General features: G+C 67.5%; 15 protein-coding genes. 6 read left to right on the forward strand and 9 right to left on the reverse strand.

Annotated elements, in window-relative coordinates; all coding sequences use genetic code 11:
- Positions 1-29: 29 nt before the first annotated feature.
- The 5 genes from AC5P76_RS00280 to AC5P76_RS00300 form a co-directional block, all read right to left on the reverse strand.
- Positions 30-863 carry a DUF4123 domain-containing protein gene (locus AC5P76_RS00280; RefSeq protein ID WP_253118293.1) on the reverse strand — a complete coding sequence of 278 codons (834 nt, stop codon included), beginning with the start codon at positions 861-863 and terminating at the stop codon, positions 30-32.
- On the reverse strand, positions 860-3,373 hold the full coding sequence (locus tag AC5P76_RS00285; protein WP_253118294.1) for a type VI secretion system Vgr family protein: 2,514 nt from the start codon (positions 3,371-3,373) through the stop codon (positions 860-862). Before AC5P76_RS00285 ends, AC5P76_RS00280 begins: the two co-directional genes overlap by 4 nt.
- Positions 3,374-3,623: 250 nt before the next feature.
- Positions 3,624-4,364 carry an acetoacetyl-CoA reductase gene (gene phbB, locus AC5P76_RS00290; RefSeq protein ID WP_053517420.1) on the reverse strand — a complete coding sequence of 247 codons (741 nt, stop codon included), beginning with the start codon at positions 4,362-4,364 and terminating at the stop codon, positions 3,624-3,626.
- A gap of 25 nt (positions 4,365-4,389) precedes the next feature.
- On the reverse strand, positions 4,390-5,718 hold the full coding sequence (locus AC5P76_RS00295; protein ID WP_495222658.1) for a CitMHS family transporter: 1,329 nt from the start codon (positions 5,716-5,718) through the stop codon (positions 4,390-4,392).
- Positions 5,719-5,791: 73 nt separating this feature from the next.
- Entirely contained in the window at positions 5,792-6,931 is a 1,140-nt protein-coding gene (locus AC5P76_RS00300) for an OprO/OprP family phosphate-selective porin (protein ID WP_065175123.1), read from the reverse strand.
- 243 nt (positions 6,932-7,174) lie between these two features.
- Between AC5P76_RS00300 and AC5P76_RS00305 the strand changes: the two genes are divergently transcribed.
- The 4 genes from AC5P76_RS00305 to AC5P76_RS00320 are packed head-to-tail and all read left to right on the forward strand — an operon-like array spanning position 7,175 to position 11,008.
- A complete protein-coding gene (locus AC5P76_RS00305; RefSeq protein ID WP_065181727.1) occupies positions 7,175-7,864 on the forward strand; it encodes a response regulator transcription factor in 690 nt (229 codons plus the stop codon).
- Entirely contained in the window at positions 7,857-9,248 is a 1,392-nt protein-coding gene (locus tag AC5P76_RS00310) for a sensor histidine kinase (RefSeq protein ID WP_065181726.1), read from the forward strand. The genes AC5P76_RS00305 and AC5P76_RS00310 overlap by 8 nt, the downstream gene beginning before the upstream one ends.
- Positions 9,245-10,300, forward strand: coding sequence for an ABC transporter substrate-binding protein (locus AC5P76_RS00315; RefSeq protein ID WP_253118295.1), 1,056 nt, complete (start codon positions 9,245-9,247; stop codon positions 10,298-10,300). Before AC5P76_RS00310 ends, AC5P76_RS00315 begins: the two co-directional genes overlap by 4 nt.
- A gap of 60 nt (positions 10,301-10,360) precedes the next feature.
- A complete protein-coding gene (locus AC5P76_RS00320; RefSeq protein WP_053517414.1) occupies positions 10,361-11,008 on the forward strand; it encodes a response regulator in 648 nt (215 codons plus the stop codon).
- Between the two features lie 310 nt (positions 11,009-11,318).
- Here AC5P76_RS00320 and AC5P76_RS00325 read toward each other — a convergent pair whose 3' ends face one another.
- Both AC5P76_RS00325 and AC5P76_RS00330 read right to left on the reverse strand, forming a co-directional pair.
- Complete coding sequence (locus AC5P76_RS00325) at positions 11,319-13,964, reverse strand: hybrid sensor histidine kinase/response regulator (protein ID WP_253118296.1); 2,646 nt, start codon at positions 13,962-13,964, stop codon at positions 11,319-11,321.
- A 68-nt stretch (positions 13,965-14,032) separates the two neighbouring features.
- A complete protein-coding gene (locus tag AC5P76_RS00330; RefSeq protein WP_053517412.1) occupies positions 14,033-15,202 on the reverse strand; it encodes an OprO/OprP family phosphate-selective porin in 1,170 nt (389 codons plus the stop codon).
- A 331-nt stretch (positions 15,203-15,533) separates the two neighbouring features.
- On the opposite strand from AC5P76_RS00330, the gene AC5P76_RS00335 reads away from it, so the two are divergent.
- Together AC5P76_RS00335 and AC5P76_RS00340 are read left to right on the forward strand one after the other, a co-directional pair.
- Positions 15,534-16,877, forward strand: coding sequence for a dicarboxylate/amino acid:cation symporter (locus tag AC5P76_RS00335; RefSeq protein ID WP_053517411.1), 1,344 nt, complete (start codon positions 15,534-15,536; stop codon positions 16,875-16,877).
- Between the two features lie 230 nt (positions 16,878-17,107).
- On the forward strand, positions 17,108-19,399 hold the full coding sequence (locus AC5P76_RS00340; protein ID WP_065175119.1) for an NADP-dependent malic enzyme: 2,292 nt from the start codon (positions 17,108-17,110) through the stop codon (positions 19,397-19,399).
- Between the two features lie 96 nt (positions 19,400-19,495).
- On the opposite strand, the gene AC5P76_RS00345 is transcribed toward AC5P76_RS00340, so the two are convergent.
- On the reverse strand, positions 19,496-20,242 hold the full coding sequence (locus AC5P76_RS00345) for a basic secretory protein-like protein (protein WP_053517408.1): 747 nt from the start codon (positions 20,240-20,242) through the stop codon (positions 19,496-19,498).
- 4 nt (positions 20,243-20,246) lie between these two features.
- Positions 20,247-23,591, reverse strand: a complete 3,345-nt coding sequence (locus AC5P76_RS00350; RefSeq protein ID WP_253118297.1) for a GH92 family glycosyl hydrolase — start codon at positions 23,589-23,591, stop codon at positions 20,247-20,249.
- Positions 23,592-23,927 lie beyond the last annotated feature (336 nt).

Genomic DNA, 23,927 nt, shown 5'->3' on the forward strand with positions numbered 1-23,927 from the left:
TGCACAATCAGTGACCAGGGCCCCATCAGTCAGTCGGAAGCGGTGGAGGAGCGATTTCGATCCGCATTACCCAGCGCCATCCACAGATCAGCGCCTCGCAGTTCGTGTGCGTGCACGGGATGCGCCCGCAGGGCCTCGGCGTCCTCACCGCAAAGCATTCCCCAGGCAATCCAACTGGCAAGATCGGTCGGCTCGACGTATCCCTGCTGCCGCGCTGCGGCAATCAGCGCTGTCGCCAAGGCGTGGCGCGCTTCGCGGCTTGTGGCTGACGCCGTGGAGCGAAGCGCGGGCTTCAGCGACTGCAGCAGCGCATCGGCCAGCTCCAGTTCGACCAGCGCTGCGGCCTGGTCTGCATCCCATCCCGGCGACGCATCCTCATCGGCAGCCATCGCAGGCAGCGAGGGAAGCGTCAGCCGCAGCGCCCGCCCATCCCGGTCTGCCAGCCACCACCCGGCCCACGGCGAGGCGAAAGCGACAAGCTGCGCAGGGCGCCACACCTGTACCGCCGCGCGCAGCACACGCCCGTCTGCCAGCCGGGTGTAGTGCATACCGACAGCGTCGCCATCGCGCAGCCAATGGCGCAGGTGCATGAGCGTGTCTTCGAAGGTCCAGTGGCTTGCCAGCCAGTTCATTCCCGGGCCACTGCCATCCAGCCCCAGCGATGTGGCCTGGCCAGATGGCATCAGCCAGGGACCGAGTGCCTGTGCCGCTTCGGGTAGATCGGAAAACAGCGAAACGGCGCCGCCTGCGCAGCGCGCCAAGCGGGCTCCGATATCGCGCTGCAACGCGCCATCCACCAGCACCAGCGGCTCGATGCCGGGCTGCTCGCTGCAGTGGTGCCACTGACTGGGCAGCGGATTCATGCCGCGCCCGCCAGCTGTACGCGAGCGCCCCCCGATGCTGCAGCCCTGAGCAGGCAGGGAAGGCAGACCGGTGGCGGCTCCGTCGGCAACGACCGGCTCCAGTGGTCGCTCGCGGGGCCTTCCCAGCGGTGGTCGGCGCCATGGAACACCAGCGCCCCGTTGCTGCCCACGGTTACCCCGTCGCCTATGCGGATGAAGCTGCCATCGGCGGCCACCAGGCGGATGCTGGGTGCGGACAACACGATCTCGCCCTGCTCGCTGCTCAGCTGCAGACCCGACAGCGCGTGGCCATCCACCAGCCCGTCGCGGGCCTGCAACTGCAGGTCGCCCTGGTTGGCGACTGCCTGCAGGCCGCCCTCGGCCACGAACATCGACAGGCCTTTTCCGGCCAGCAGCTGCATGCGTTCACCGCTGGCGTGCTGTACACGGCCCTGCGCCACCACCTCGTGGTGCTGGCCGCTGACGTGCAGCTGGCTGGCAGGCGAGGCGCTGACCAGGCCGGCTGCGGCGGCCAGGGCAATGACGGGCTCGTTTGCTGCACTGTTATCCCCCGACCAGCCCCGTAGCGCCGTTTCCAGGTCCCTCTGTGCATCGGCCTCTGGCGTGCCGGCCTGCAGACGCGTGGCCATCTCGGCGAGGGTGCCAAACAACTGGCGGCAGGTGCCAAGCACTTCGAGCAGTTCCGGCAACGCCATCTGCGGGCCATCCGCACCGGGCTGCGCGTGGCTGCTCACCAGCAAGCCCCTGGCCGAGCGCAAGGCCAGTGCAGCATCGGTGCGCAGCTCCGCGCCCTGTCCACGCGCCTGCGCGCTGCCATCACGGCGCGGTGTTGCCACGTGGCCCAGGTGCAGCGCGCTTTCGAAGGGGCTGGACCGCAGTGTGGCCCCCACCGACTGGCCGGTGTCATCCATCGAGAGTTCACTGAATCCCTTGCCACCGTGCTCGTTGCTGCGGATGCCCGACACGGCACGATTGCCCGGCAGGCTGCCCATGCCGCCGAAGCGTGGCGTTGCATGGCGCCCGTTGTAGACGCCACCGATCACCAAGGGGCGATCAATGTCGCCGTGAAGGAAGGCGACGACGACTTCCTGGCCCACACGCGGCAGGAACTGATGGCCAAAACCGTCACCCGCGCTGGGCATGGCCACGCGTACCCAGGTGGAGGAGCGCTCATCCTGAGGGTCCGGTGCGGCCGGGTGGTCCTGCGCGCGTTGCCAGTGGAAACGGATGCGGATGCGCCCCAACGGATCGGTGTACACGGTCTCGCCCGGCGGTCCCACCACCGTGGCGGTCTGCATGCCAGGCGCATTGGGGCGCAGCAACTGATGCGCGTTCACGGGCAGCAGGGGAACGTTGCCGGGCACCGCGCGGAAACGGGTGATGCATCGGCCTGCCGGCGGCATGTGCTCTGTGGCCGGGCCGAGGCTGGGGACGGCGTCGGGGAGGTTGTTGGTGGCAAGCAGATGCACGCCGCTGATGAGGAAGCCGGCAGGCGGTGATGCTTCGGCAGTGCCGGGATGTCCGTCCACCTGGATGCTGTCGGCGGTCGCAAGCCCGCGGAAGTCGCCTTCGCCGAGCCAGGTCCTGGCCTTCAGTTCCTGCGCCTGCATGTGCATGCGCGCGTAACGGTTCATGTCCGTGGAGTTGCTGCCGTAGTACAGCGTGCGCGCGTGATGGCTTTCCAGGCCCTGCACACTGCGGGCCACGTCCGCGCTCACAGGCATGGCGAGATCGTCGCTGCCGCGCAGCTGCTGCGCGCTCGCGTAGTCGAAACTGGACAGGGTGTGACGCGAGGGTGGCAGCCTGTGCAGCAGCTGCCACGCCTGCAGGTGGGGCGTACCGTCATCCGCACCTGCGGCACGAAGCGGTAGCGCAATGGCGCGTTCAGCATCGAACAGCGGTTGGTCGCTCAGTACGAGCAGGTGGCGCGGCGTGCCGTCGAGCAGGTCGAAGGTGAACCGGTAGCTGATGCCTTCTTCGGCCAGCAGACGTTCGATGAACGTCTTGTCCGATTCGTTGAACTGCACGCAGTACGAGCGAACATCATGCCGCGCCAGCAGGCAGCGACGGTGATCGAAGGCCAGGGCGATGCTGGCGTTGCCCTGGCGATGTTCCTCCAGAATGCAGGCGACGATATCCGGCACGCTCATGTCCTGGAAGACCCGGCAGGCGGTTCGCCGGTCCAGCAGGGCCAGCGCTGACACGACCTGCAGCGAGACGTTCTGCCACGCACCTTGCTGCGCTGTGCACCGGATGCCATCGACAATGCCGCAGAACCAGCGACGCCCGATGCCAGGTTGTGCCACTCCAAGTCCCAGGACGCGACCTTGCAGTGTCTGTACGTCTTCCAGGCTGCCCTGCACCAGGCCGCAGGCGGTAAGAGTGAAGTCCTCGCTGAACGCATCGCGGTAGTCGAGGGACTGGATGAAGACGGGGGGTGCGGGTACGTCCAGACCCCAGCAGGCATCGATCAGGCGATCGGTGCATGTTGGCCTCGCAGTCGTTTGCATTGCAGCGCGCCTCCCTGGCTGGCATTCGCTTCAGGGTGTGGTCTGGCGACTTTCGTGGTCTATAGGACAACTATGAAAGTGCAGCCTCCAGCTGGGCGGACTCTTGCAAGGGTGTCGCGCTCCGCGAGGCATGAATCCACGCATGGAATTACGAGCATCGCAGCGTGGATCCATCATTGCGACAGGGAGTGGGCAGCGCGCCGTGGATCCGCGGGGAGGAAAGCAGATCCACGCCACGTCTGGGCGTACGTCAACCCATGTACAGCCCACCATTGACCGGATAATCGGCGCCGGTCACATACGACGCCTCGTCCGAGGCCAGCCAGGCGCACAGGCCGGCGACTTCTTCCGGACGGCCCAGGCGCCGCACCGGCACCGATGCGGCCAGGCGGTCCAGGACATCCGGGGGGAAACTGCTGATGGCCTGGCTGGCGATGTAGCCCGGCGAGAGCGTGTTGACCGTCACTCCGCGTGACGCTACTTCAGCGGCAAGTGCCCGGCTGAAGCCATGCATGGCGGCCTTGGCGGTGGCGTAGTTCACCTGGCCGATCTGCCCCTTGTGGGCGCTGACCGAACCGATGTTGATGATGCGTCCCCAGCCCCGCGTGGCCATGCCATCGACCACCTGCTTGGTCAGGTTGAAGAGCGCGTTGAGGTTGGAGGCGATCACCGCATTCCAGTCCTCCACCGTCATCTGCCGGAACAGCAGGTCGCGGCTGCCGCCGGAGTTGTTGACCAGCACGTCCACTTCACCCACTTCCGCGCGCACTTTGGCGAAGGCGGCGCTGGTCGAGGCCCAGTCGGTGGCATTGCCCTCGGAGGCGATGAAGTCAAAGCCCTGCTCGCGCTGCTCGCGCAGCCAGTTGGCCTTGCGCGGCGAGTTCGGCGCACAGCCGGCAACAACCGTATGGCCGGCGCGGGCCAGGCTCTGGCAGATGGCAGTGCCGACACTGCCCATGCCGCTGGTGACGTAAGCGATGCGAAGAGTCATTGCGGAACGCTCCTTGGTAACGGGATCAGGCGGCGAGGGGATACAGGCCGAACAGCAGGCTGCCGACCATCAACAGCAGCGAGATGGCGATGGCCCACTTCAGGGTGAATTTCTGGTGGTCGGCGAACTCGACCTTGGCCAGGCCCACCAGCAGGTAGGTGGAGGGCACCAGTGGGCTGAGCAGATGCACCGGCTGGCCGGCCAGCGAGGCGCGGGCCATTTCCACCGGCGTGATGCCGTAGTTGCCAGCGGCTTCGGACAGGATCGGCAACACGCCGAAGTAGAACGCGTCGTTGGACATGAAGAAGGTGAACGGCATCGAGGCCACGGCAGTGATCACCGCCAGATAGGGGCCCCACGAATCCGGAATCACCGCCAGGAAGCTGTGCGACATCGCCTCGACCATGCCGGTGTTGTTGAGGATGCCGGTGAAGATGCCCGCCGCGAAGATCAGCGACACCACCGACAGCACGTTGCCGGCGTGGCTGACCACGCGACGGCGCTGCTCGGCCAGGTTCGGGTAGTTGATCACCAGGGCAATGGCGAAGCCGACCATGAACAGCACCGGCATCGGCAGCACGCCGACGATCAGCGCGGTCATCAGGACCAGGGTCAGCACCAGGTTCACCCACAGCAGCTTGGGCCGCTTGATGTCCTCGGCATCCTCGACCGTCGGCAGCGCATTGCTGTCGTCGGACACGCTGCCGTCCATCCAGCTGCCGCCCTTGGGCAGCGTCACCACGCCCAGCCGGCGGCGTTCCTTCAGGCCCAGGTACCACGCCAGCAGCAGCACGCCCGCGCAGGCGATCACCATCGACGGGATCAGCGGCACGAACACATCAGCAGGATCAACGTGCAGTGCGGTGGCGGCGCGTGCGGTCGGGCCGCCCCACGGAGTCAGGTTCATCACGCCACCGGCGAGGATGGTCACGCAGGTCATGTTCAGCGCGTTCATGCCCAGCCGCTGATACAGCGGCAGCATTGCCGAGACCGTGATCATGTACGTGGTCGAGCCATCGCCATCGAGCGAGATCAGCATCGCCAGCACGGCGGTGCCGAGCACGATCTTCATCGGATCGCCCTTGACGAAGCGCAGGATCACCCGCACCAGCGGATCGAACAGTCCCGCGTCGATCATCACGCCGAAGTAGAGGATGGCGAACATCAGCATCACGCCGGTCGGCGCGATCTTCTTGATGCCTTCCAGCATCATTTCGTCGATGCCGGCGCCAAAGCCACCGATCAGCGCGAACAGGATCGGGATGGTGATCAGGGCCACCAGCGGTGACAGCCGCTTGCTCATGATCAAGTACATGAATGTAATGACCATGCCAAAGCCGAGGATGCTCAGCATCATCTGCGGACTCCTTGAGAAAACAGGACGTGGGAAAGGGAGGGGCGGGTGCGGAGGGGGGCGCGGAAGAGGCTCAGAAGTCGTACTGCAGGCGGCCGGTCACGGCGCGCGTGCGGTCCACCGTGATCCCGGCCAGGCGGTCACGGTTGCGGCTTTCGATGACGTTGAGCATGAATCGCAGGTTGTCGCGCAGGTACCAGTTGCCGCCGAGCGTCCAGGCTTCGGTGCTGCCGCGGCGCAGGTCGGGAGCGCCGTCGAGGTGCTGCGCGCCCCACATCCGGTCGTAGCGCAGCGCGACTTCAAAGGCGCCGGCCTTGTGGCGGATGTCCTTCACCCGTGCGAAGCGGCCGGTCTTGCGGTCGTAGGCGCGGCTCTCGCCGGTAACGAACCAGCTGAGCATGCCGTAGCCGGCCATGACGTCGCCGCGCTGGGCGCCGTCATCGAAGGTCGCACCGCTGAACTCGCCCTGCCATGACAACGGGCCGCGGACCTGGGCGTACTCCAGTGACCACTTGTTGACGTCGGTATCGCGGCCTGCGGAGAAATCGACCAGGGTCAGGCGGCTCTCATCGGACAGATGGCCGGCGGGGCGCGGGCGGATGCGCAGTGCCGGCACACCGTTGGCGCCAGGGTTGTCGTACGCCTCACGGGCCAGCGACAGGCCCAGGTGCAGTACATCGCCGTCGCTGGGCGAGGGCGCCCAGGTCACGCGGCCGCCGGCGGCGCGCCCCTTCACCTGCCAGGCATCGATGCTCTCCAGGCTGTAGACGCTGGCGGCCCAGGTGAAGTCACCCGGATTGGCCTGCCACGAGGCACCCAGCCGGTACAGCGGCGCTAGCGTGGTACCGGCATTGCCGCGCTCCAGGAAGCTGCCGTAGTTGGAGCTGGTGCGGTCATCCAGCGAGAAGTACTGCTTGAACTGGCCGACCGTCAGCTTGCCGGCCTTGCCGAAGCTGCGTGCCAGGTAGACGTCCTTGGCTTCTACACGGTCGCCGGAGAAGTCGGCTTCCATCTTGTAGTCAACCACGAAGAACCTGCCGGAGACATCCAGCCAGGCGCGGCGGATCTCGGTGTCATCCTTGTTCGGCGTACCGCGGTTGTCATTGTCGAACGTGGCGAAGTCCAGATGCAGGCGACCGCCCAGCGTGGCGGTGACCGGCCGCTCGTCATCAGCGGCAAAGGCCGGCGCGGCCAACGCAGCCAGGGCCATCATGGCGGCGGAACGCGGCCAGGCAAACGTGAATTCCACAAACCCTCCCAGGTGCGCGCCAGGCGCGCGGCAATCGTGGGCACCGGATGGTGCGCGGCCGCAGTCTGGGTCGCGCAAGCTGTCATCCGCCTGTCAGCGGTTTGTGCGTTGCAGCGTAAAAGCGGCCGCTGCGCTCGCCGGGCCATGCCCGGCGGGCAGGCCGGGCGCCATGCGGTAGCATTCGCTTCCCCTCCCACGCTTGTCCCCATGCGCCTGCTGCTGGTTGAAGACAACCCGGATCTGGCCGATGCGATCATCCGTCGCATGCGCCGCAGTGGGCACGCGGTGGATTGGCAGGCCGATGGCCTGGCCGCCGCAAGCGTGCTGCGCTACCAGAGTTTCGATCTGGTGGTGCTGGATATCGGCCTGCCCAAGCTTGATGGGCTACGCGTGCTGGCCGGCATGCGCGAGCGCGGCGACAGTACGCCGGTGCTGATGCTGACCGCGCGCGACGGCATCGAGGACCGCGTGCAGGCGCTGGACGTGGGTGCCGATGATTATCTCGGCAAGCCCTTCGACTTCCGCGAGTTCGAGGCGCGTTGCCGCGTGCTGCTGCGACGGGCCCGCGGTCAGGCCAGTGAGGTGGTGCAGGTGGGCGGCTTCCAGTTCGACAATGCTGCGCATCGGGTCACCCTGGATGGCGAGCCCATCGAGCTGCCCAACCGCGAGTACCGTCTGCTGGAAATCCTGGTCGGCCGGTTGGGCCACGTGGTCGGCAAGGATGAGATCGGCAACGGCCTGTTCGGCTTCGATGACGAGGCCGGGCCGAACGCGATCGAGCTCTATGTCGGCCGCCTGCGCAGGAAGCTCGCCGACGCGCCGCTGCGCATCACGACCGTGCGCGGCGTCGGTTACCTGCTCGAGGCCCGCGACGAAGGCGTGGACAGCAATGGCTGACGCGCGCCCGGCAGCGGCCGCGCCGGGTTCGCTGCGGCGGACCCTGCTGCTGTATCTGGGTGCGCTGCTGGCGGTGTTCGCAGTCGCCCTGCTGTTTGCCGCACGCGACTACGGCCAGCGTGCGGCCAATCGCTCCTACGATCACCTGCTGGCGTCCTCTGCACTGTCCATCGCCGATTCGGTGGCGCTGGCCGATGGCCAATGGCAGGTCGACCTGCCGTACGCGGCGCTCGACCTGCTGGCGATGGCGCCGGAGGACCGGGTGTTCTACCGCGTCGCGGACAGTCGCGGCACGCTGATCACCGGCTACGGCGACCTGCCGGTGCCACCCCGGCGGCCGGGGAGCCAACCGCAGTTCTTCGATGCGCGCTACAGCGGTGAGACCGTGCGCTTCGTGGTGGTGGGCCGCAGCTTCGCTGCTGCGTCCGCGCAGGGCGAGGTGCTGGTGCAGGTCGGCCAGACCCGGCGCGCGCGCGAGGCGGTGGCGCAGGACATGGTCAACCGGTCGCTGCTGGCGATCGGTGTGCTGTCCGGTCTGCTGCTGGCGCTGGTCGCCTTCGGTGTACACCGTGCATTCCGGCCACTGGTGAGGGTGGAACGCGAACTCTCGCGCCGTGAACCGTCGGACCTGAAGCCGCTGGATGCACGTGTGCCCCGTGAGATGGACCAGATGGTGGCGGCGCTGAACCGCTTCATGGAGCGGCTGTCGAGCAGCAACGAGACCCTGCGCGCGTTCATGGCCGAAGCCGCGCACCAGATGCGTACCCCGCTGGCCGCCCTGCGCGCGCAGGCGCAGCTGGCGCTGGATGATGACGACCCGCAGGACATGCGGCGCAGCCTGCAGGCCATCGAGCGCAATGCCACGCACATGAGCCGGCTGCTCAACCAGCTGCTCAGCGATGCCAGCGTGATCCACCGTTCGCATCTGCAGCGGTTCGCGCCGGTGGATCTGGCAGAAACCGTGCACCAGGCATTGCACGATGCGTTGCCGCAGGCCGGTCCCGCGCCGCGCGTGCAGCTGGCCGTCACTTCCGAGCAGGTGCATGTGCACGGCGATGCGCTGCTGCTGCGCGAGGCGATCAAGAACCTGGTCGACAATGCGTTGAAGTATGGCGGCGATGGTCCGCTGCAGATCGCACTGACGGTCGAGGGCGGCCAGGCGGTGCTGACCATTGCCGACCACGGCCCGGGCATCGCCGCGGCCGACGCCGAACGGGTGTTCGAGCGATTCGCCCGTGGCGAAGGCGTGCCATCCGGTGGCGCCGGCCTGGGGCTGGCCATCGTCAAACGCGTGATCGACAGCCATGCAGGCCATATCGACCTCAGCAACCGCCCGCAGGGGGGGCTGATCGCCACCATCCGCCTGCCCCGGAGCAACCCATGATCCGCCTGTTTGCCGCCGTCATCGCGCTGCTGCTGGCTCTGCCTGCGCAGGCTGCACCCGGCGATGTGCGCCGTTTCCCCGCACGTGAGACCGCCACTGCCCAGCTGCGCATCCACGGCACCACCGACATCGAGGTGTTCGCCGTGGTGATCGCCGATTACCAGCGGCTGCATCCCGGCACGGAAGTGGTGTACGAGGACATCATCACCCAGGATCTGTACGCGCGTTACCTGCAGGACCGCACCAGCCCGGCGTCGCCGGATCTGCTGATCTCCAGCGGCATGGACCTGCAGACCAAGCTGGTCAATGACGGTCATGCCCTGCCACACCGCTCGGCGCAGACCGCGGCGCTGCCGGCCTGGGCACAGTGGCGGGGCGAGGCATTCGGAATCAGCTACGAGCCGGTGGTGATGGTCCACAACACGCGCACATTGCCCGCTGCCAAGGTGCCGCATACACGCCGGCAGCTGCTGGACCTGCTGCGCGCGGAAGGCGCGCCCCTGTGCGGACGGGTGGGCACCTACGACATCGAACGCAGCAGTGTGGGTTACCTGCTGGCCACGCAGGATGCGCAGCGTGGCAGCATTGCCGGTGCGCTGCTCGGGGCGCTCGGCGACAACGAGGTGGTTCGCGAGGAGCGCACCGGGGTACTGCTGGACAAGGTCGCCAGCGGCCAGCTGTCGCTGGTCTACAATGTGCTCGGCTCGTACGCGCAGGCGCGCATCGATGCCGGCGCGCCACTGGCCATCATCGAGCCGGAGGACTACACGCTGGTGGTGCTGCGCACGGCCGTGATCCCGCGCACCGGTCCGCATCCGGAGGAGGCGCGGCGTTTCCTCGATTACCTGCTGTCGCCGCGCGGCCAGCAGGTGCTGTCGCGCGAGGCGCGGCTGATGCCGATCGTGCGCAGCGATGCCCGGCGCGATGATGCGCCCGGTCGCAGCCGGCGCCCGATCCAGCTCGGGCCGGGACTGCTGGTCTACCTGGACGCGCTCAAGCGGCGCCAGTTCCTCGATGCCTGGCGCAGCAGCGTGGAGCCGGCGGGGCGCTGATGCCCTGGTAGCGCCGGGCCATGCCCGGCGGATGCAGTGCGCTGCCCGTACAATGGCCGCATGAGCGAATACACCATCCTGATCGCCGATGACCACCCGTTGCTGCGTTCGGCGGTGGTGCAGTCATTGCGGCAGAGCCTGCCGCTTGCCCAGGTGCGCGAGGTGGCCAGTGCCGAAGCGCTCGCCGAGGCGCTGGATGCGCATCCTGACGTGGACCTGGTGCTGCTCGACCTGACCATGCCCGGTGCCCACGGTTTCTCCGCGCTGCTGCACGTGCGCGGCTCGCATCCGGACATTCCGGTGGTGATCCTGTCGTCCAACGATCATCCCCGGGTGATCCGGCGCGCGCAGCAGTTCGGCGCAGCCGGTTTCATCCCGAAGTCGGCGCCCGCCGAGACCATTGGCGAGGCGGTGACGGCGGTGCTGGAGGGTGGCCTGTGGTTCCCGGCGATGGCGGCCGAGCGTTCTGAGGCCGATGCACTGCTGGCCAGCCGCCTGGCGCAGCTGACACCGCAGCAGTTCCGGGTGCTGCTGTGCCTGGCCGATGGCCTGCTCAACAAGCAGATTGCCTACACGCTGGGGTTGGCCGAAAACACGGTGAAGGTGCATGTCACCGCGATCCTGAAGAAGCTCGAATGCCACAGCCGCACGCAGGCCGCGGTGCTGGTGAAGGCGCTTGAGCCGGAAGGTGATGCAGGAGCGCCGTGAATCCGTCCCTGGAGGCTTGGCTGTCGCATCCATGCGGCGGACGCCCCCGCGAACCCAACCCGGCCGATCTCTGACAGATTTCGGTGGCCTGCCCCTGCGGAGAAGAAAAAAGATCAAAAGCAGAAGCAGCCTGTCCGGCCGCCATCTGTGGAGCCGAGCATGGGCTCGGCTCTACACGAGCACGCGCGGCGTCGCGACCCGCGTTTGATCTTTTTTTCTTCGCCGTGGGTGGACGAACAAGGAGCGTGTCCGACCTCAACCATGAACTGCGTTACGTGTCACCCGCGAGGGACTGCGCCATTGGCTGGAGTCACCCGCGATGGCGGATCAGCAACTGGCTCATCAGCGCCCGCAGCGCCGGCGGCTTCACCGGCTTGGCCATCATGCCCCAGCCACGTTCGGCCGCCATTTCGCGCAGTCCTGCGTCGCGCTCGGCGGTCACCAGCACCACCGGCGGCCGTGCCTGCCAGTGCTCGGCCAGCACTTCGTACATCACCGGCCCGTGATGGTCGCCCATGCGAACGTCCAGCAGCACCAGTTCCGGCACGGATTCCACGCCGGCCAGCTGCAGCGCGGCCTGGGGGCCATCGGCCAGCACCACCTCGCATCCCCAGCGCTCCAGCAGGGCACGGCTGGCTGCGCAGACATGCGGATCATCATCGATCACCCACACGCGGCGGCCGCGCAGCGGATTGTCCGCCGCCGGTTCCTGTGCCAGCGCCGGTGCCTGCGCAACAGCGGGAATCGCGCTGGCATCGCCAAGAGGTACGCCCACTGCGAACACGCTGCCTCGCCCCAGCTGCGAGCGAAGGCGGATCGGATGGCCGAGCAGGCGGCCGATACGGTCGACGATCGCCAGGCCCAGGCCGGCGCCGCGCTGGTGACCATCGTGCAGACGGCGGAATTCCTCGAAGATTTCACCCTGCAGCGCATCAGGAATGCCGGGGCCCTGGTCATGCACTTCAATCCACAACTGGTCTCCGCGCCGGCGGCAGCCGAGCAGCACCCGGCCACGCTCGCTGTAGCGCAGTGCGTTGGACAGGAAATTCTGCAGGATGCGGCGCAGCAGTGCTTCGTCGCTGACCACCACTGCGCGGGTATCGACCCAGTCCACGACCAGCCCGCGTGTCTGCGCGGCGATGCCGAACTCGCGTGCCAGCGTCTGCAGCAGCGGGCCCAGCCGGAACGCATGCACGCGCGTGGGCAGGCTGCCTGACTCCAGTCGCGCGATGTCGAGCAGGCTGTTGAGGATGGCATCCTGCGCGGCCAGTGCGGCATCGATGTGGTCGGTGGTCTGCTGCTGCGCCGGGTCGGTCAGCTTGCCGCGCAGCACGGAGACGAACATGCGCGCGGCGTTCAACGGTTGCAGCAGGTCGTGCACCGCTGATGCGACGAAACGGGTCTTGTAGCGGTTGGCCTGTTCGGCTTCGCGGCGGGCCTCGTCGAGGTCATGGGTGCGCTCGGCCACGCGGTGTTCCAGCGCATCGGCCAGTGACCGCAGTTCGCGTGCAGCGTTCTTGTAGCTGGTGATGTCGGCGTAGCTGGTGACGAAGCCGCCATCAGGCAGCGGATTGCCACGGATCTCCAGAACGGTGCCATCGTCCTTTTCGCTCTCGCGCATGTGCGGGCGGCCACTGCGCAGGTGGTTCAGGCGACGCTCGATGGCCTCGTCGATCGGCCCCGGCCCGAGCAGGCCGCGGCGTGCGTTGTAGCGGAACAGCTCTTCGATGGGCCGGCCGACACGGACCAGCCCCGGCGGGAAGCGGAACAGCTCCAGATAACGCGAATTCCAGGCGACCAGCCGCTGTTCGCGATCAATGATCACCACGCCCTGCGGCAGGTGCTCCAGGCTGCGGCTCAGGCCGCTGTCGGCATCGGTGGCTGCCTGCAGCAATCCGTCCTGGGCGGTGCGCAGTTCCTGTGCATGCTGCTTGAGCAGGGTTTCCAGTTCGCTGCGGCTGCGCTGGCGGTGCCGGGCCAGGCGCCGGCGCTGCTGCACGAACAGCAGCAGGAACCCCAGCGCCAGCCACGCAGCGGCGCCGGCCAGGGCGGCACCGCGTCCGGCGCTGGTGGCGGCACTGGCATCGTGCAGCAGATGCAGGTTCCAGTGTTCGTCGGGCAGCGCCAGGCTCTGCCACAGCATCGCCTGCGGCAGCACCGGGTCGAGCAGGCGCACCATGCGGCCACCATCGGCCAGCACATCCTCGGTACGCACCCGCAGCGGCTGCAACGAGCGGTCGGCATACTGGCGGGCATCAAGCATCTCGCGGCGCTCGTCCGCGCCCAGCGGCCGCAGCAGGCGGTAGCGCCAGGCATCGCGGTTGGACAGGAACACCACGTCATGGTTGTCGCTGGCCAGCACCACGTCCGGGCTGTTCAGCCACTCCTGTTCCAGCGCCGACAGCTCGATCTTGATCACGATCACGCCGATGCGCTGGCCGCGGTCGTCGACGATCGCCTCGGACATGAAATAGCCGGGCACGCCGGTGGTCATGCCGATGCCGTAGAAGCGGCCGCGGCCGTGGGCCAGGGCCTGCTGGTAATAGGGCCGGTAGCTGTAGTCCTCGCCGACGTTGGTGGTCGGCTGGTCCCAGTTGCTGGCCGCGACCGCGACGCCATCGCGGCCGACCAGGGTCAGGGTGGAGGTTCGGGTGACCTGGTTGGCGCGCTGCAGTTTCAGGTTCAGCTGCTGGCGCTCGGCGGGCGAGGGCGGCGTGCGCAGTACGCGCAGCAGGTCCGGGTCCAGTGCCATCACCTGCGGCAGGGTGCCGAAGCGGTCGATACGCTGCTGCAGGCCCTGGCCGTACAGCTGCAGCTGGCGCTGGACCTGCGTGCTCTCGGCAGCCAGGGCGCTGCGCCACGCGTAGTGGCCCGCCGCGATCGCGCACAGCACGGTGCCTCCGGCCAGCGCGAGGAGGGTCAGCAGCAGCATCCGGTGGCGGCCGAGCCAGTACATGGCGGCAGTCTACGCAGTGAGGGCGGGCATGACGTGCATGCCCGCCGGATTCCGCACCGTGGCGCGGATCAGAAGTGCATCTGTGCGCGCAGTTCGAAGATCTCCGGGGTGCTGTGCACACCGCGGCGGCTGGCATCGACCTTGACGTAGTTGGCCTGGAACTTGAAATGGCTGGTCAGGTACCAGTTCGCGCCCAGGGTCAGGTCGTGCTGACGCCCCCCCAGGATGCTGCCGTCGTCCAGATCCAGGCGGCTGTAGCGTGCCACCAGCTCGACCGCGCCGTAGTCGTGGGCGGGCTTGATGTTGGCCACGGCGCCGGCGTTGTACGGACGGGATTCGCCGGTCAGCACCCAGCTGGCCATCGCGTACTGGCCGTGGCCGGTGTAGTCGGGCTTGCCGTCGTTGCGGGTGACAGTGGCCTGCAGCGCTTCGGCCTGCAGCGAGAAGGGGCCACGGATCCAGATGCCTTCCAGGCCGGTGCGGCGGATCTGGTCGGCGGTCACCAGCGCGCCGGAATCCACGTAGCGGATGTCGGTCAGGCCGGCTTCCGGGCGCGCGCGCAACCGTGCGCTGGCCTCGTGATGGACGTCACGGCCATCGCGGTAGCCGCGCGGGTTTTCCTGCGAGTAGGCCAGGCCCAGGTGGATCACATCGCCAGGCGCCTTCACCGGCGTCCACACCGCACGTACCGCCTGCGTGGTGCCGGGATTGTCGCCCTGCAGGTCCTTGCCGCCGTAGGCACCGGCCTGCAGCAGGTACTGCGGGCGCTCCAGCACCCATTCCACACCGGTGCGGCGGCCGGCGTAGAACGCCTGCACCGGCAGCGCGGTCTCCAGGAAGCTACCGGCGCGCGAGGAGGTGTTGGCATCCAGGCCGACCGGCGTCTTCATGTAGCCGAAGCGGAAGCGGCCGATGTCGCGGCCCACGAAGGCCTTGCTCTCCAGGCGCAGGAACACGTCCAGCCAGGTGTCGGCCTGGAAGTCGTAGTACACCATCGCGTCGTACACGCCCTTCTTCTTCAGCGTGGCGCCGAATTCCTTGCGGCGCACGGCGTCGTCATCGTCCAGGCCACTGCCGGAGGAGAAATCGTTGTAGTCGTAGGCGATGTTGGCGGTGGCCGCCAGCTCGGTGCCGTCGCCGAACGCGTACTTGGTCGGCCAGTTGTCGAAATCGGCAGCGGACGCGAAGGCGGGCAGGGCGGCCAGCGACAGGGCCAGCAGGGTGGGAATGGGGCGCATGTTGGGTGCGGCTCTCTCGGATTGCGTAGGGTCAGGACAACAACGGCCGCCAGGGCCGGAACTTGGGCAGGGACGCCACGGGCCGTTCAGCCCGCGCCACCGGCCTCCCGGCGCGGTGCGATGCCGGGCCAGTTTAGGGGTCCCGGCCACCTGAACCGGGGGGCTAGTACCAATAGGTTATCTGCGTTGGCGTGCCCGGCGCGTACAAAGGCGTCCATTGGTCGCCACCCTGCGCGTGGAGCGAGGGGGCGGTGACCAGCTTCCACGGTATCGGCTCCCATGCAGTTCCGGGGCCATACGTGCCTGAAAACGCCCTTCCCCGGAGTCCGCCATGCACATCCCGACCGCTGCCCCGGCGCCTGCAAAGCCGTTGCCGATCTACCGCCAGCTGTACTTCCAGGTGATCGTGGCGATCGTCCTGGGCGCCATCCTCGGCCATTACGAACCCCTGATCGGCGAGAAGATGAAGCCGCTCGGCGATGCCTTCATCAACCTGGTGAAGATGATCATCGCGCCGGTGATCTTCCTGACCATCGTCACCGGCATTGCCGGCATGACCCATCTGCGCACGGTCGGCCGCGTGTTCGCCAAGGCCATGGCCTACTTCCTGTTCTTCTCCACGCTGGCGCTGGTGGTGGGCATGATCGTGGCCCACGTCGTACAGCCTGGCGCGGGCATGAACATCAACCCGGCCGAGCTGGACCAGACCGCGGTGCACAGCTACGTCGAGAAGTCGCATGACCTGACCCTGGTCGGCTTCCTGATGGATGTCATCCCGAAGACGCTGATCAGCGCCTTCGTGGACGGCAACATCCTGCAGGTGCTGTTCGTGGCCGTGCTGTTCGGCATCGCGCTGGCGTCGGTCGGCGAGAAGGGCAAGCCGATCCAGAACTTCCTCGAAGCGCTGGTGGCTCCGGTGTTCAAGCTGGTGCACATGCTGATGAAGGCTGCTCCGATCGGTGCCTTCGGCGCGATCGCCTTCACCATCGGCAAGTACGGCGTGGGGTCGTTGATCAACCTGGCCTGGCTGGTCGGTTCGTTCTACATCACCGCCTTCCTGTTCGTGGCGGTCATCCTGGGCGTGGTCTGCCGCCTGTGCGGGTTCTCGGTGTTCAAGCTGGCGCGCTACCTGAAGGCCGAACTGCTGCTGGTGCTGGGTACCTCTTCGTCCGAGTCGGCGCTGCCGTCGCTGATGGAGAAGATGGAGCGGGCCGGCTGCAGCAAGTCGGTGGTGGGCCTGGTGGTCCCCACCGGCTACTCGTTCAACCTGGACGGCACCAACATCTACATGACCCTGGCGGCGCTGTTCATCGCCCAGGCCACCAACACCGAACTGACCCTGGGCCACCAGATCGCGCTGCTGCTGGTCGCCATGCTCAGCTCCAAGGGCGCGGCCGGCGTCACCGGTGCCGGCTTCATCACCCTGGCGGCCACCCTGGCCGTGGTGCCGGAAGTGCCCGTGGCCGGCATGGCGCTGATCCTCGGCGTGGACCGCTTCATGAGCGAATGCCGCTCGCTGACCAACTTCATCGGCAATGCCGTGGCCACGGTGGTGGTCTCGCGCTGGGAAGGCGCACTGGACCGTGACCGCCTGAAGCTGGCGCTGGATGGTCGCGAAAGCGAACTGCCGCCGCCGGTCGATGCCGTGCCGGAGGCACTGCCCGCCAAGGGCTGATCCAGGTGTGTGGTACCGCGGGGCCGGTCACGTGAGTGGTGCGGCCCCGCGGCGTTTCAAGGCGTCCCATGGCTGTCATGGGCAGCGCCGAAGCTGGTGGCTCCAGGTTGTCGCATACGCCAGGGAATTGTGCGGTCGCAGCATGCCTGCGACAGGATAGCGACAGGTCCGGGCGCCCCAACGGGGGTATGATCCCCTGTCCCTCTTGCCCATTCATGTATCCAACGTCGATGTCCAACGAAGATTTCAAACAGGCCGCCCTCGATTACCACCGGATGTCCCCGCCGGGCAAGATCAAGGTCTCCGCGACCAAGCCGATGCTGACCCAGCGCGACCTGTCGCTGGCGTACTCGCCGGGCGTGGCGTACGCCTGTGAAGCAATCAAGGCCGACCCGCAGCAGGCCAGCGAGCTGACCGCCCGCGGCAACCTGGTGGCGGTGATCTCCAACGGCACCGCGGTGCTGGGCCTGGGCAACATCGGCGCACTGGCCGGCAAGCCGGTGATGGAAGGCAAGGGCGTGCTGTTCCAGAAGTTCGCCGGCATCGATGTGTTCGACATCGAAGTGGACGAAACCGATCCGGACAAGCTGGTCGACATCATCGCCTCGCTGGAGCCGACCTTCGGCGGCATCAACCTGGAAGACATCAAGGCGCCGGAATGCTTCGTGGTCGAGCGCAAGCTGCGCGAGCGCATGAAGATCCCGGTGTTCCATGACGACCAGCACGGTACGGCGATCATCGTCGGCGCGGCGGTGCTGAACGCCATGGCGATCACCGGCAAGAAGATCGAGGAGGTGAAGCTGGCGACCACGGGCATGGGCGCGGCGGGCGTTTCCTGCGTCAACATGCTGGTGCAGCTGGGCCTGAAGCCGGAGAACATCCTGGCGTTCGACCGCGAGGGCGTGATCCACACCGGTCGTACCGATCTGGACCCGGAAAAGCAGCGTTACGCACGCGACACCGACAAGCGCACCCTGGCCGAGATCGTCGACGGCGCGGATATCTTCCTGGGCCTGTCGGCGCCCGGCATCCTCACCGCCGAAATGGTCAAGACCATGGCGCCGGACCCGGTGATCTTCGCACTGGCCAATCCGACCCCGGAAATCATGCCGGAAGTGGCGCGTGCGGCGCGTCCGGACGCGATCATCGGCACCGGCCGTTCGGATTACCCGAACCAGGTCAACAACGTGCTGTGCTTCCCGTACCTGTTCCGCGGTGCGCTGGACGTGGGCGCCACCGCGATCAACGAGGAAATGAAGATCGCCTGCGTGCGCGCCATCGCCGCACTGGCACGCCGCGCCGCGACCGACATGGGCTCGGCCTACGGCGGTGAAACCCCGAGCTTCGGCCGCGAGTACCTGATCCCGCGCCCGTTCGATCGCCGCCTGCTGGTGGAGCTGTCCGCTGCCGTGGCCCAGGCCGCGATGGACTCGGGGGTGGCCGCCCGGCCGATCGCCGACATGGGCGCCTACCGTGACAAGCTGGCCCAGTTCGTCTACCGCACCAGCCTGATGATGAAGCCGGTGTACGACCGTGCACGCACCGACAAGCAGCGCGTGGTCTACGCCGAAGGCGAAGAGGAAGTGGTGCTGCAGGCGGTGCAGAACGTGGTCGATGAAGGGCTCGCACATCCGATCCTGATCGGCCGGCCGGACGTGATCGAAGCGCGCATCGAGCGCCTGGGCCTGCGCCTGAAGGCCGGTGAGCACTTCGAGATCACCAACATCAATGATGATCCGCGCTTCAACGAATACTGGCAGTACTACCACGGGCTGACCGGTCGTCGCGGCGTCACCGTGGCGGCGGCGAAGAACCTGATGCGTTCGCGGCCGACCCTGATTGCCGCGGTGATGGTCGCGCGTGGCGAAGCCGATGCAATGCTGACCGGCATCGTCGGCCGTTTCCACAAGAAGCTGGGTTATGTCCGCAGCGTGCTGCCGCTGGAGCCGAAGGTCACCTCGACCTCGGCGATGACCGGCGTCATCAACCAGCAGGGCGTGTTCTTCTTCGTCGACACGCACGTGCAGGAAGATCCCAGTGCCGAGCAGATCTGCGAGGCGACCCTGCAGGCTGCGTACCGCATGAAACTGTTCGGCATCGAACCGAAGGTGGCGCTGCTGTCGCACTCCAATTTCGGCAGCCACGATTCCAAGGACGCGCTGAAGATGCGCCAGGTCCGCGAGCTGCTGCTCAAGCGCAATCCGCGCCTGAACGTGGACGGCGAGATGCAGGGCGATACCGCCTGGGACGAGGCGCTGCGCCAGAAGCTGCTGCCGGGTTCCACCCTGCAGGGTCGCGCCAACCTGTTCGTGCTGCCCAATCTGGAAGCGGCCAACATCGCCTACAACCTGGTGCGTGTGTTCACCGATGGCGTGGCGATCGGCCCGATCCTGATGGGCGTGAACAAGCCGGTGCACATCCTGACCACCAGCGCGACCTCGCGCCGCATCCTGAACATGACCGCCATCGCTGCGGTCGATGCGCAGATCCGCAAACAGCTGGAAGCGGAAAAGAAGGCGTAATCCTTCGTCACCGCGATCGGTAGCGCCGGGCCATGCCCGGCGAGCGCGCAGCGCGGCAAATCAGGCATTCCGCCGGGCATGGCCCGGCGCTACCGGTCAGCGCTTGCCGCCTCGTGCCGGTGCCGGCGGCGGGGCATCCGAACGCGGCTTGGCGTACTCGGCCCATAGCGCCGGCAGGCCCTTGCCGGTGTGCTGCTGCCACAGCGCCAGGGTGTACTGGCCGTTGCGCAGGGCCTTGTCCAGCGCCAGCACCAGGCCGGGGTGTCCAGCTTCGGCCCATTTCAGGAAGGCCCCGGTTACCCGGTAGCCGCTTTCCACGCTTTGGCCCTTGCCCACTTTTTCCGGCAGCGCCCAGCCCGCTGCGGCATTGTCCGTGCCGTAGCGGTCGCGGGCGTAGTCGGCGATGCCTTCCACCAGCCAGCCCGGTACCCGCGTGTCGCCGTAGCTCGGGTAGCCCTGCACGATGTGCATCGCCTCGTGGGTCACCAGGTCGATGTCATCGGGGTGCTTCACCAGCCAGCCCGGGTTGATGGTGATGGTGCTCGCCTTGTCCTTCTCGCCGACGTAGGCGACGCCGTCGTAGGCCGGATCGATCACGATGTGCACCTCGGCCGGTGCCGCCGGGTGGAAGTCCGCCCGTTCGCGCAGGTAGGCGGAATAGAACGTATCGACGATGCGCTGGCGTGCCGGTGCGGCCAGCGCACCGGTCGCATCCTGGTAGTGCAACGTGATGCCTTCGCGGGTGAACTGGCCATCGAAGGCCCGGCTCTGCGACGGCTGGGCCAGCGCAATGCCGGGCAGGGTGAATGCAGCAAGTGCAAGGGGCAGCAGGCGAATGCGCATGGGGTCACCGTACAGTGGAGGGGGACAACAGTTCGATCTCAGCCAGCTGCAGGCGTCCCGGCGCAGTTACGCGCAGGCGGTACTCGGCATAGCGTGAGGGCGAGGCGATGCGGAACGGACGGGTCTGCCGCGCAGCACTGAAGTCTTCGCCACGCCGCTGGTCCAGCGTGGTCCAGCGGCCATCGCCGTTACGGGCTTCCAGCGTCCATCCGGCCCCCCGGATCGGCCCTTCGCCGCTGGTCAGCGTATACATCGTCGGCGCGCCATCACCCACGGCGCTCAGCATGAGGGTGGCACCCGCGCCCAGCGGAACGGCTGTGGTCGCATCGTCGTCCAACAGCGCGGGCACGGCGCGGCCATCGGCCAGCGCAGCGCGCGTGCCGCTGCCCAGCAGATCGTGCAGCATCCGCGGTCGCTGGCCGGGTGCGGTCAGCGAACGGGGCACGTCGTCGGCGCCTGTGCCCCAGCGCGAAGGCTGCGGGCCCATCTCGAAGTCCAGCGTCGCGCCCTTGGCGATCACCTCGTGCGGTACCCAGGTCCGGGTCCATGGCGTGCCGTTGATCTTCAGCGACTGGACGTAGACATTCTCCGCGGAGTTCTGCGGCGCGTTGACGGTCAGCACCGCGCCACCCTGCAGTTCCACCCGGGCGTGCCTGAATGCCGGGGAGCCGATCACGTATTCCGGCGCGCCCATCCGCAGTGGATACAGGCCCAGCGAAGCCAGCACGTACCATGCAGAGGTCTCGCCATTGTCCTCATCGCCCGGATAGCCCTGGCCGATCTCGCTGCCCACGTACAGCCGCGACAGGATCTCGCGCACGTGCTGCTGGGTCTTCCAGGGCTGCCCGGCGTACAGATACATCCACGGGATATGGTGCGCCGGCTGGTTGCTGTGCGCGTACATGCCCATGCGCACGTCGCGCGCTTCGGTCATCTCATGGATGATGCCGCCGTAGGAGCCTGCAAACGCTGCATCGGCGGTCTCCGGCGTGGCAAAGAAGGCATCGAGCTTGGCGGCCAGCCTGTCGCGGCCACCGTACAGCGCGGCCAGGCCCTCGCCATCGTGCGCGGCGGTGAACGCGAACGTCCAGCCGTTGGATTCGGTGTAGTCGTGGCCCCACACGCGCGGATCGTAGTCCTTGGCGTCCACGCGCCAGCTGCCGTCGGCCTTGCGGCCCTGGAAGAAGCCGGCGGCAGGGTCGAACAGGGTCGCGTAGCCGGCAGCGCGGTAGCGGAAGTAGTCGGCTTCGGTGCTGTAGCGCTCGCGCTGCGCGGCGGTGGTCGCGCGCTTGGCCAGTGCCTCGGCCATGTTGGCGATGCCGAAGTCGTTCAGCGCGCCTTCCATCGTCCATGACATGCCTTCATGCACGTCGGCACTGGCATAGCCGCGGAACGTCGAGCGGTCCATGCCCTTGCGCCCTACATGGCGATCGGGCGGTACCACGGTGGCATTCTTCAGCGCCGCGGCATAGGCCTCGGCGGGATCGAAACCGCCGACGCCCTTCAGCCATGCGTCGGCAAAGGCCACGTCGGAACTGGTGCCGACCATCAGGTCCGCGTAGCCCGGCGATGACCAGCGGGCGATCCAGCCGCCCGCGCGGTACTGCTCGATGAAACCCTGCACGAGCTGGCCGGCGTCCTCCGGCGTGAACAGTGCGTACGCCGGCCACGTCGTGCGGAACGTATCCCAGAAGCCATTGTTGACGAACACCCGGCCATCGCGCACGCCACTGAAGGTGCGGCTGTCACTGCCATCGGTGTTGTTCTCGCTGGCGCTGGCCTGGTTGGCGTAACGCCACTCGGGGGCGGCAGCGCTGCCGACGTTTTCGTGGCCGGAGTTGGGATACAGGTACAACCGGTAGAGGTTGGAGTACAGCGTGGTTTTCTGGTCGTCCGTGGCATCGCCGATATCGAAGCGGGCCAGGCGCGCATCCCAGGCATCCTGGGCGCGGCCGGCCACGCTTTCCAGCGTATCCGTGGCGGAAATCTCCAGAGCAAGGTTGTGCCGCGCCTGTTCGAGCGAGATCAGCGAGGTGGCAATGCGCATGGTGACGCGGCGATCGCTGCCGGCATCGAACTTGATGTAGCCGGTCGGGCGGCCGCTGTCGATGCGTCCGCTGCTGCGCCAGGGCCGGTCGAAGCGGGCCACCACGAACATGCGGCCGGCACCGTTGGACAGGCCGCTGCGCGTGTCGGTGTAGCCGGACAGTGTCTGGGTGGCCGCATCCAGTGTCAGCCCGCCGCGTGCGTCCACATTGTCGAACAGCAGGTTGGCATCACCTTCCGCAGGGAAATCGAAGCGGAAGACCGCGGCGTGGTCCGTCGGCGCGATGGAGGCGGCGATGCCGTTGTCGAAGCGCACGTCGTAGCGGTAGGGGCGCGCGTTCTCGTGCGTGCGGTCGAAGGACAGTGCCCGCTTGCTGCGGTCGGCCTCGGGCACACCGCGGCTGGCCGATGGCATCACCTGGAAGGTCTGGCGGTCGCCCATCCAGGGACTGGGCTGGTGACTCAGCGCGAGCGCCTGCAGCTGCGGGCGGTTGTTCGCATCGTTCTGCTCGTTCCAGCGGTACAGCCAGTTCAGTGCACCGGCATCGGTCACCGGGGTCCAGAAGTTGAAGCCGTGCGGCACCGCCGTGGCCGGGAAATTGTTGCCGCGCGAGAACGTGCCGTTGGCCTGCGTACCGCGGGTGGTCAGCACCCAGTCCGAGACCCGCTGCGGCACCTGCCGCGGCTGCGCATCCAGGCGCACGTCATCGATCCAGCCGGACACCGGCGCACCGTCGGCGCTGGCCACTTCCAGCTCGATGGCGACCACCCGGCGGCCGCGCAGCGCAGGCACATCGCCCAGGCGTACCGCCTTGCGCGCCCACTGCTGCGGGTACAGCGTTTTCGAATCGCCCTGCGCACGCGCGCCCACGGCGATGCCGTGCTGATCACGCGCGGAGCTGGCCGATACGCGGCTGCCATCGTCCAGGCGCAGGTCCAGCGAGACGTAGGTGGAGGCCATCGTGTCCTTGTCGACGATCTCCGGCAGCACCAGCCAGGACAGGGTGGTGTCGGCGTCGATGGTCAGGTCCGTGCTGAACAGGTCGCGCCGCGCCGCGCCGCCGTCGGCCTGGTAGTGCAGCGCGCGCAGGCCGCTGTAGCCGGCGTTGCGCTTGGCCGCATACGGCGCCGCCGGACCGGTGCCGATCTGCACCTGCAGCGCGCCGCCGGCCTTGGCCGGTGCGGGCTCACCTGCTTCGAACGAGGTCTGCAGGCCCTGTGCCATTGCGGGCAGGGCGGGCGTGGCGCAGGCCAGGGCCAGGGCGAGCGGAAGCAGGGCGCGGCGCGGATCGGAAAGGGTCATGCAGGGTCTCCCGGAAGGGCAGGCGGCAGGCAGGACCCGCATCGGCACGTACCACGGCCAGCATCGCGCCCGCCGCCCAGGGGCGGTGGAAAGGAGCGATGCCGGTCCGGTGGGGGCGGGCCATGCGATCGGGTCGTCGGAGTGGTCCCGATCCTGCCTCAGTGCGTTGCCCCCTGACAAGTGCAATTAGTTCGATCCAAATCCGGGAAAAACGTTTCATTTCAAATTATTGACAGAGGGGATTGGATCGATTTAAAAGTGGTCGGGGTCCAGGCCCGGGGAAGGCGGCGTCCTTCCCGTCCCGATCCCAACCCTTCCATCTGTCCCGGAACACCC

The organism is Stenotrophomonas sp. YJH_SMC_36 (assembly GCF_059369935.1).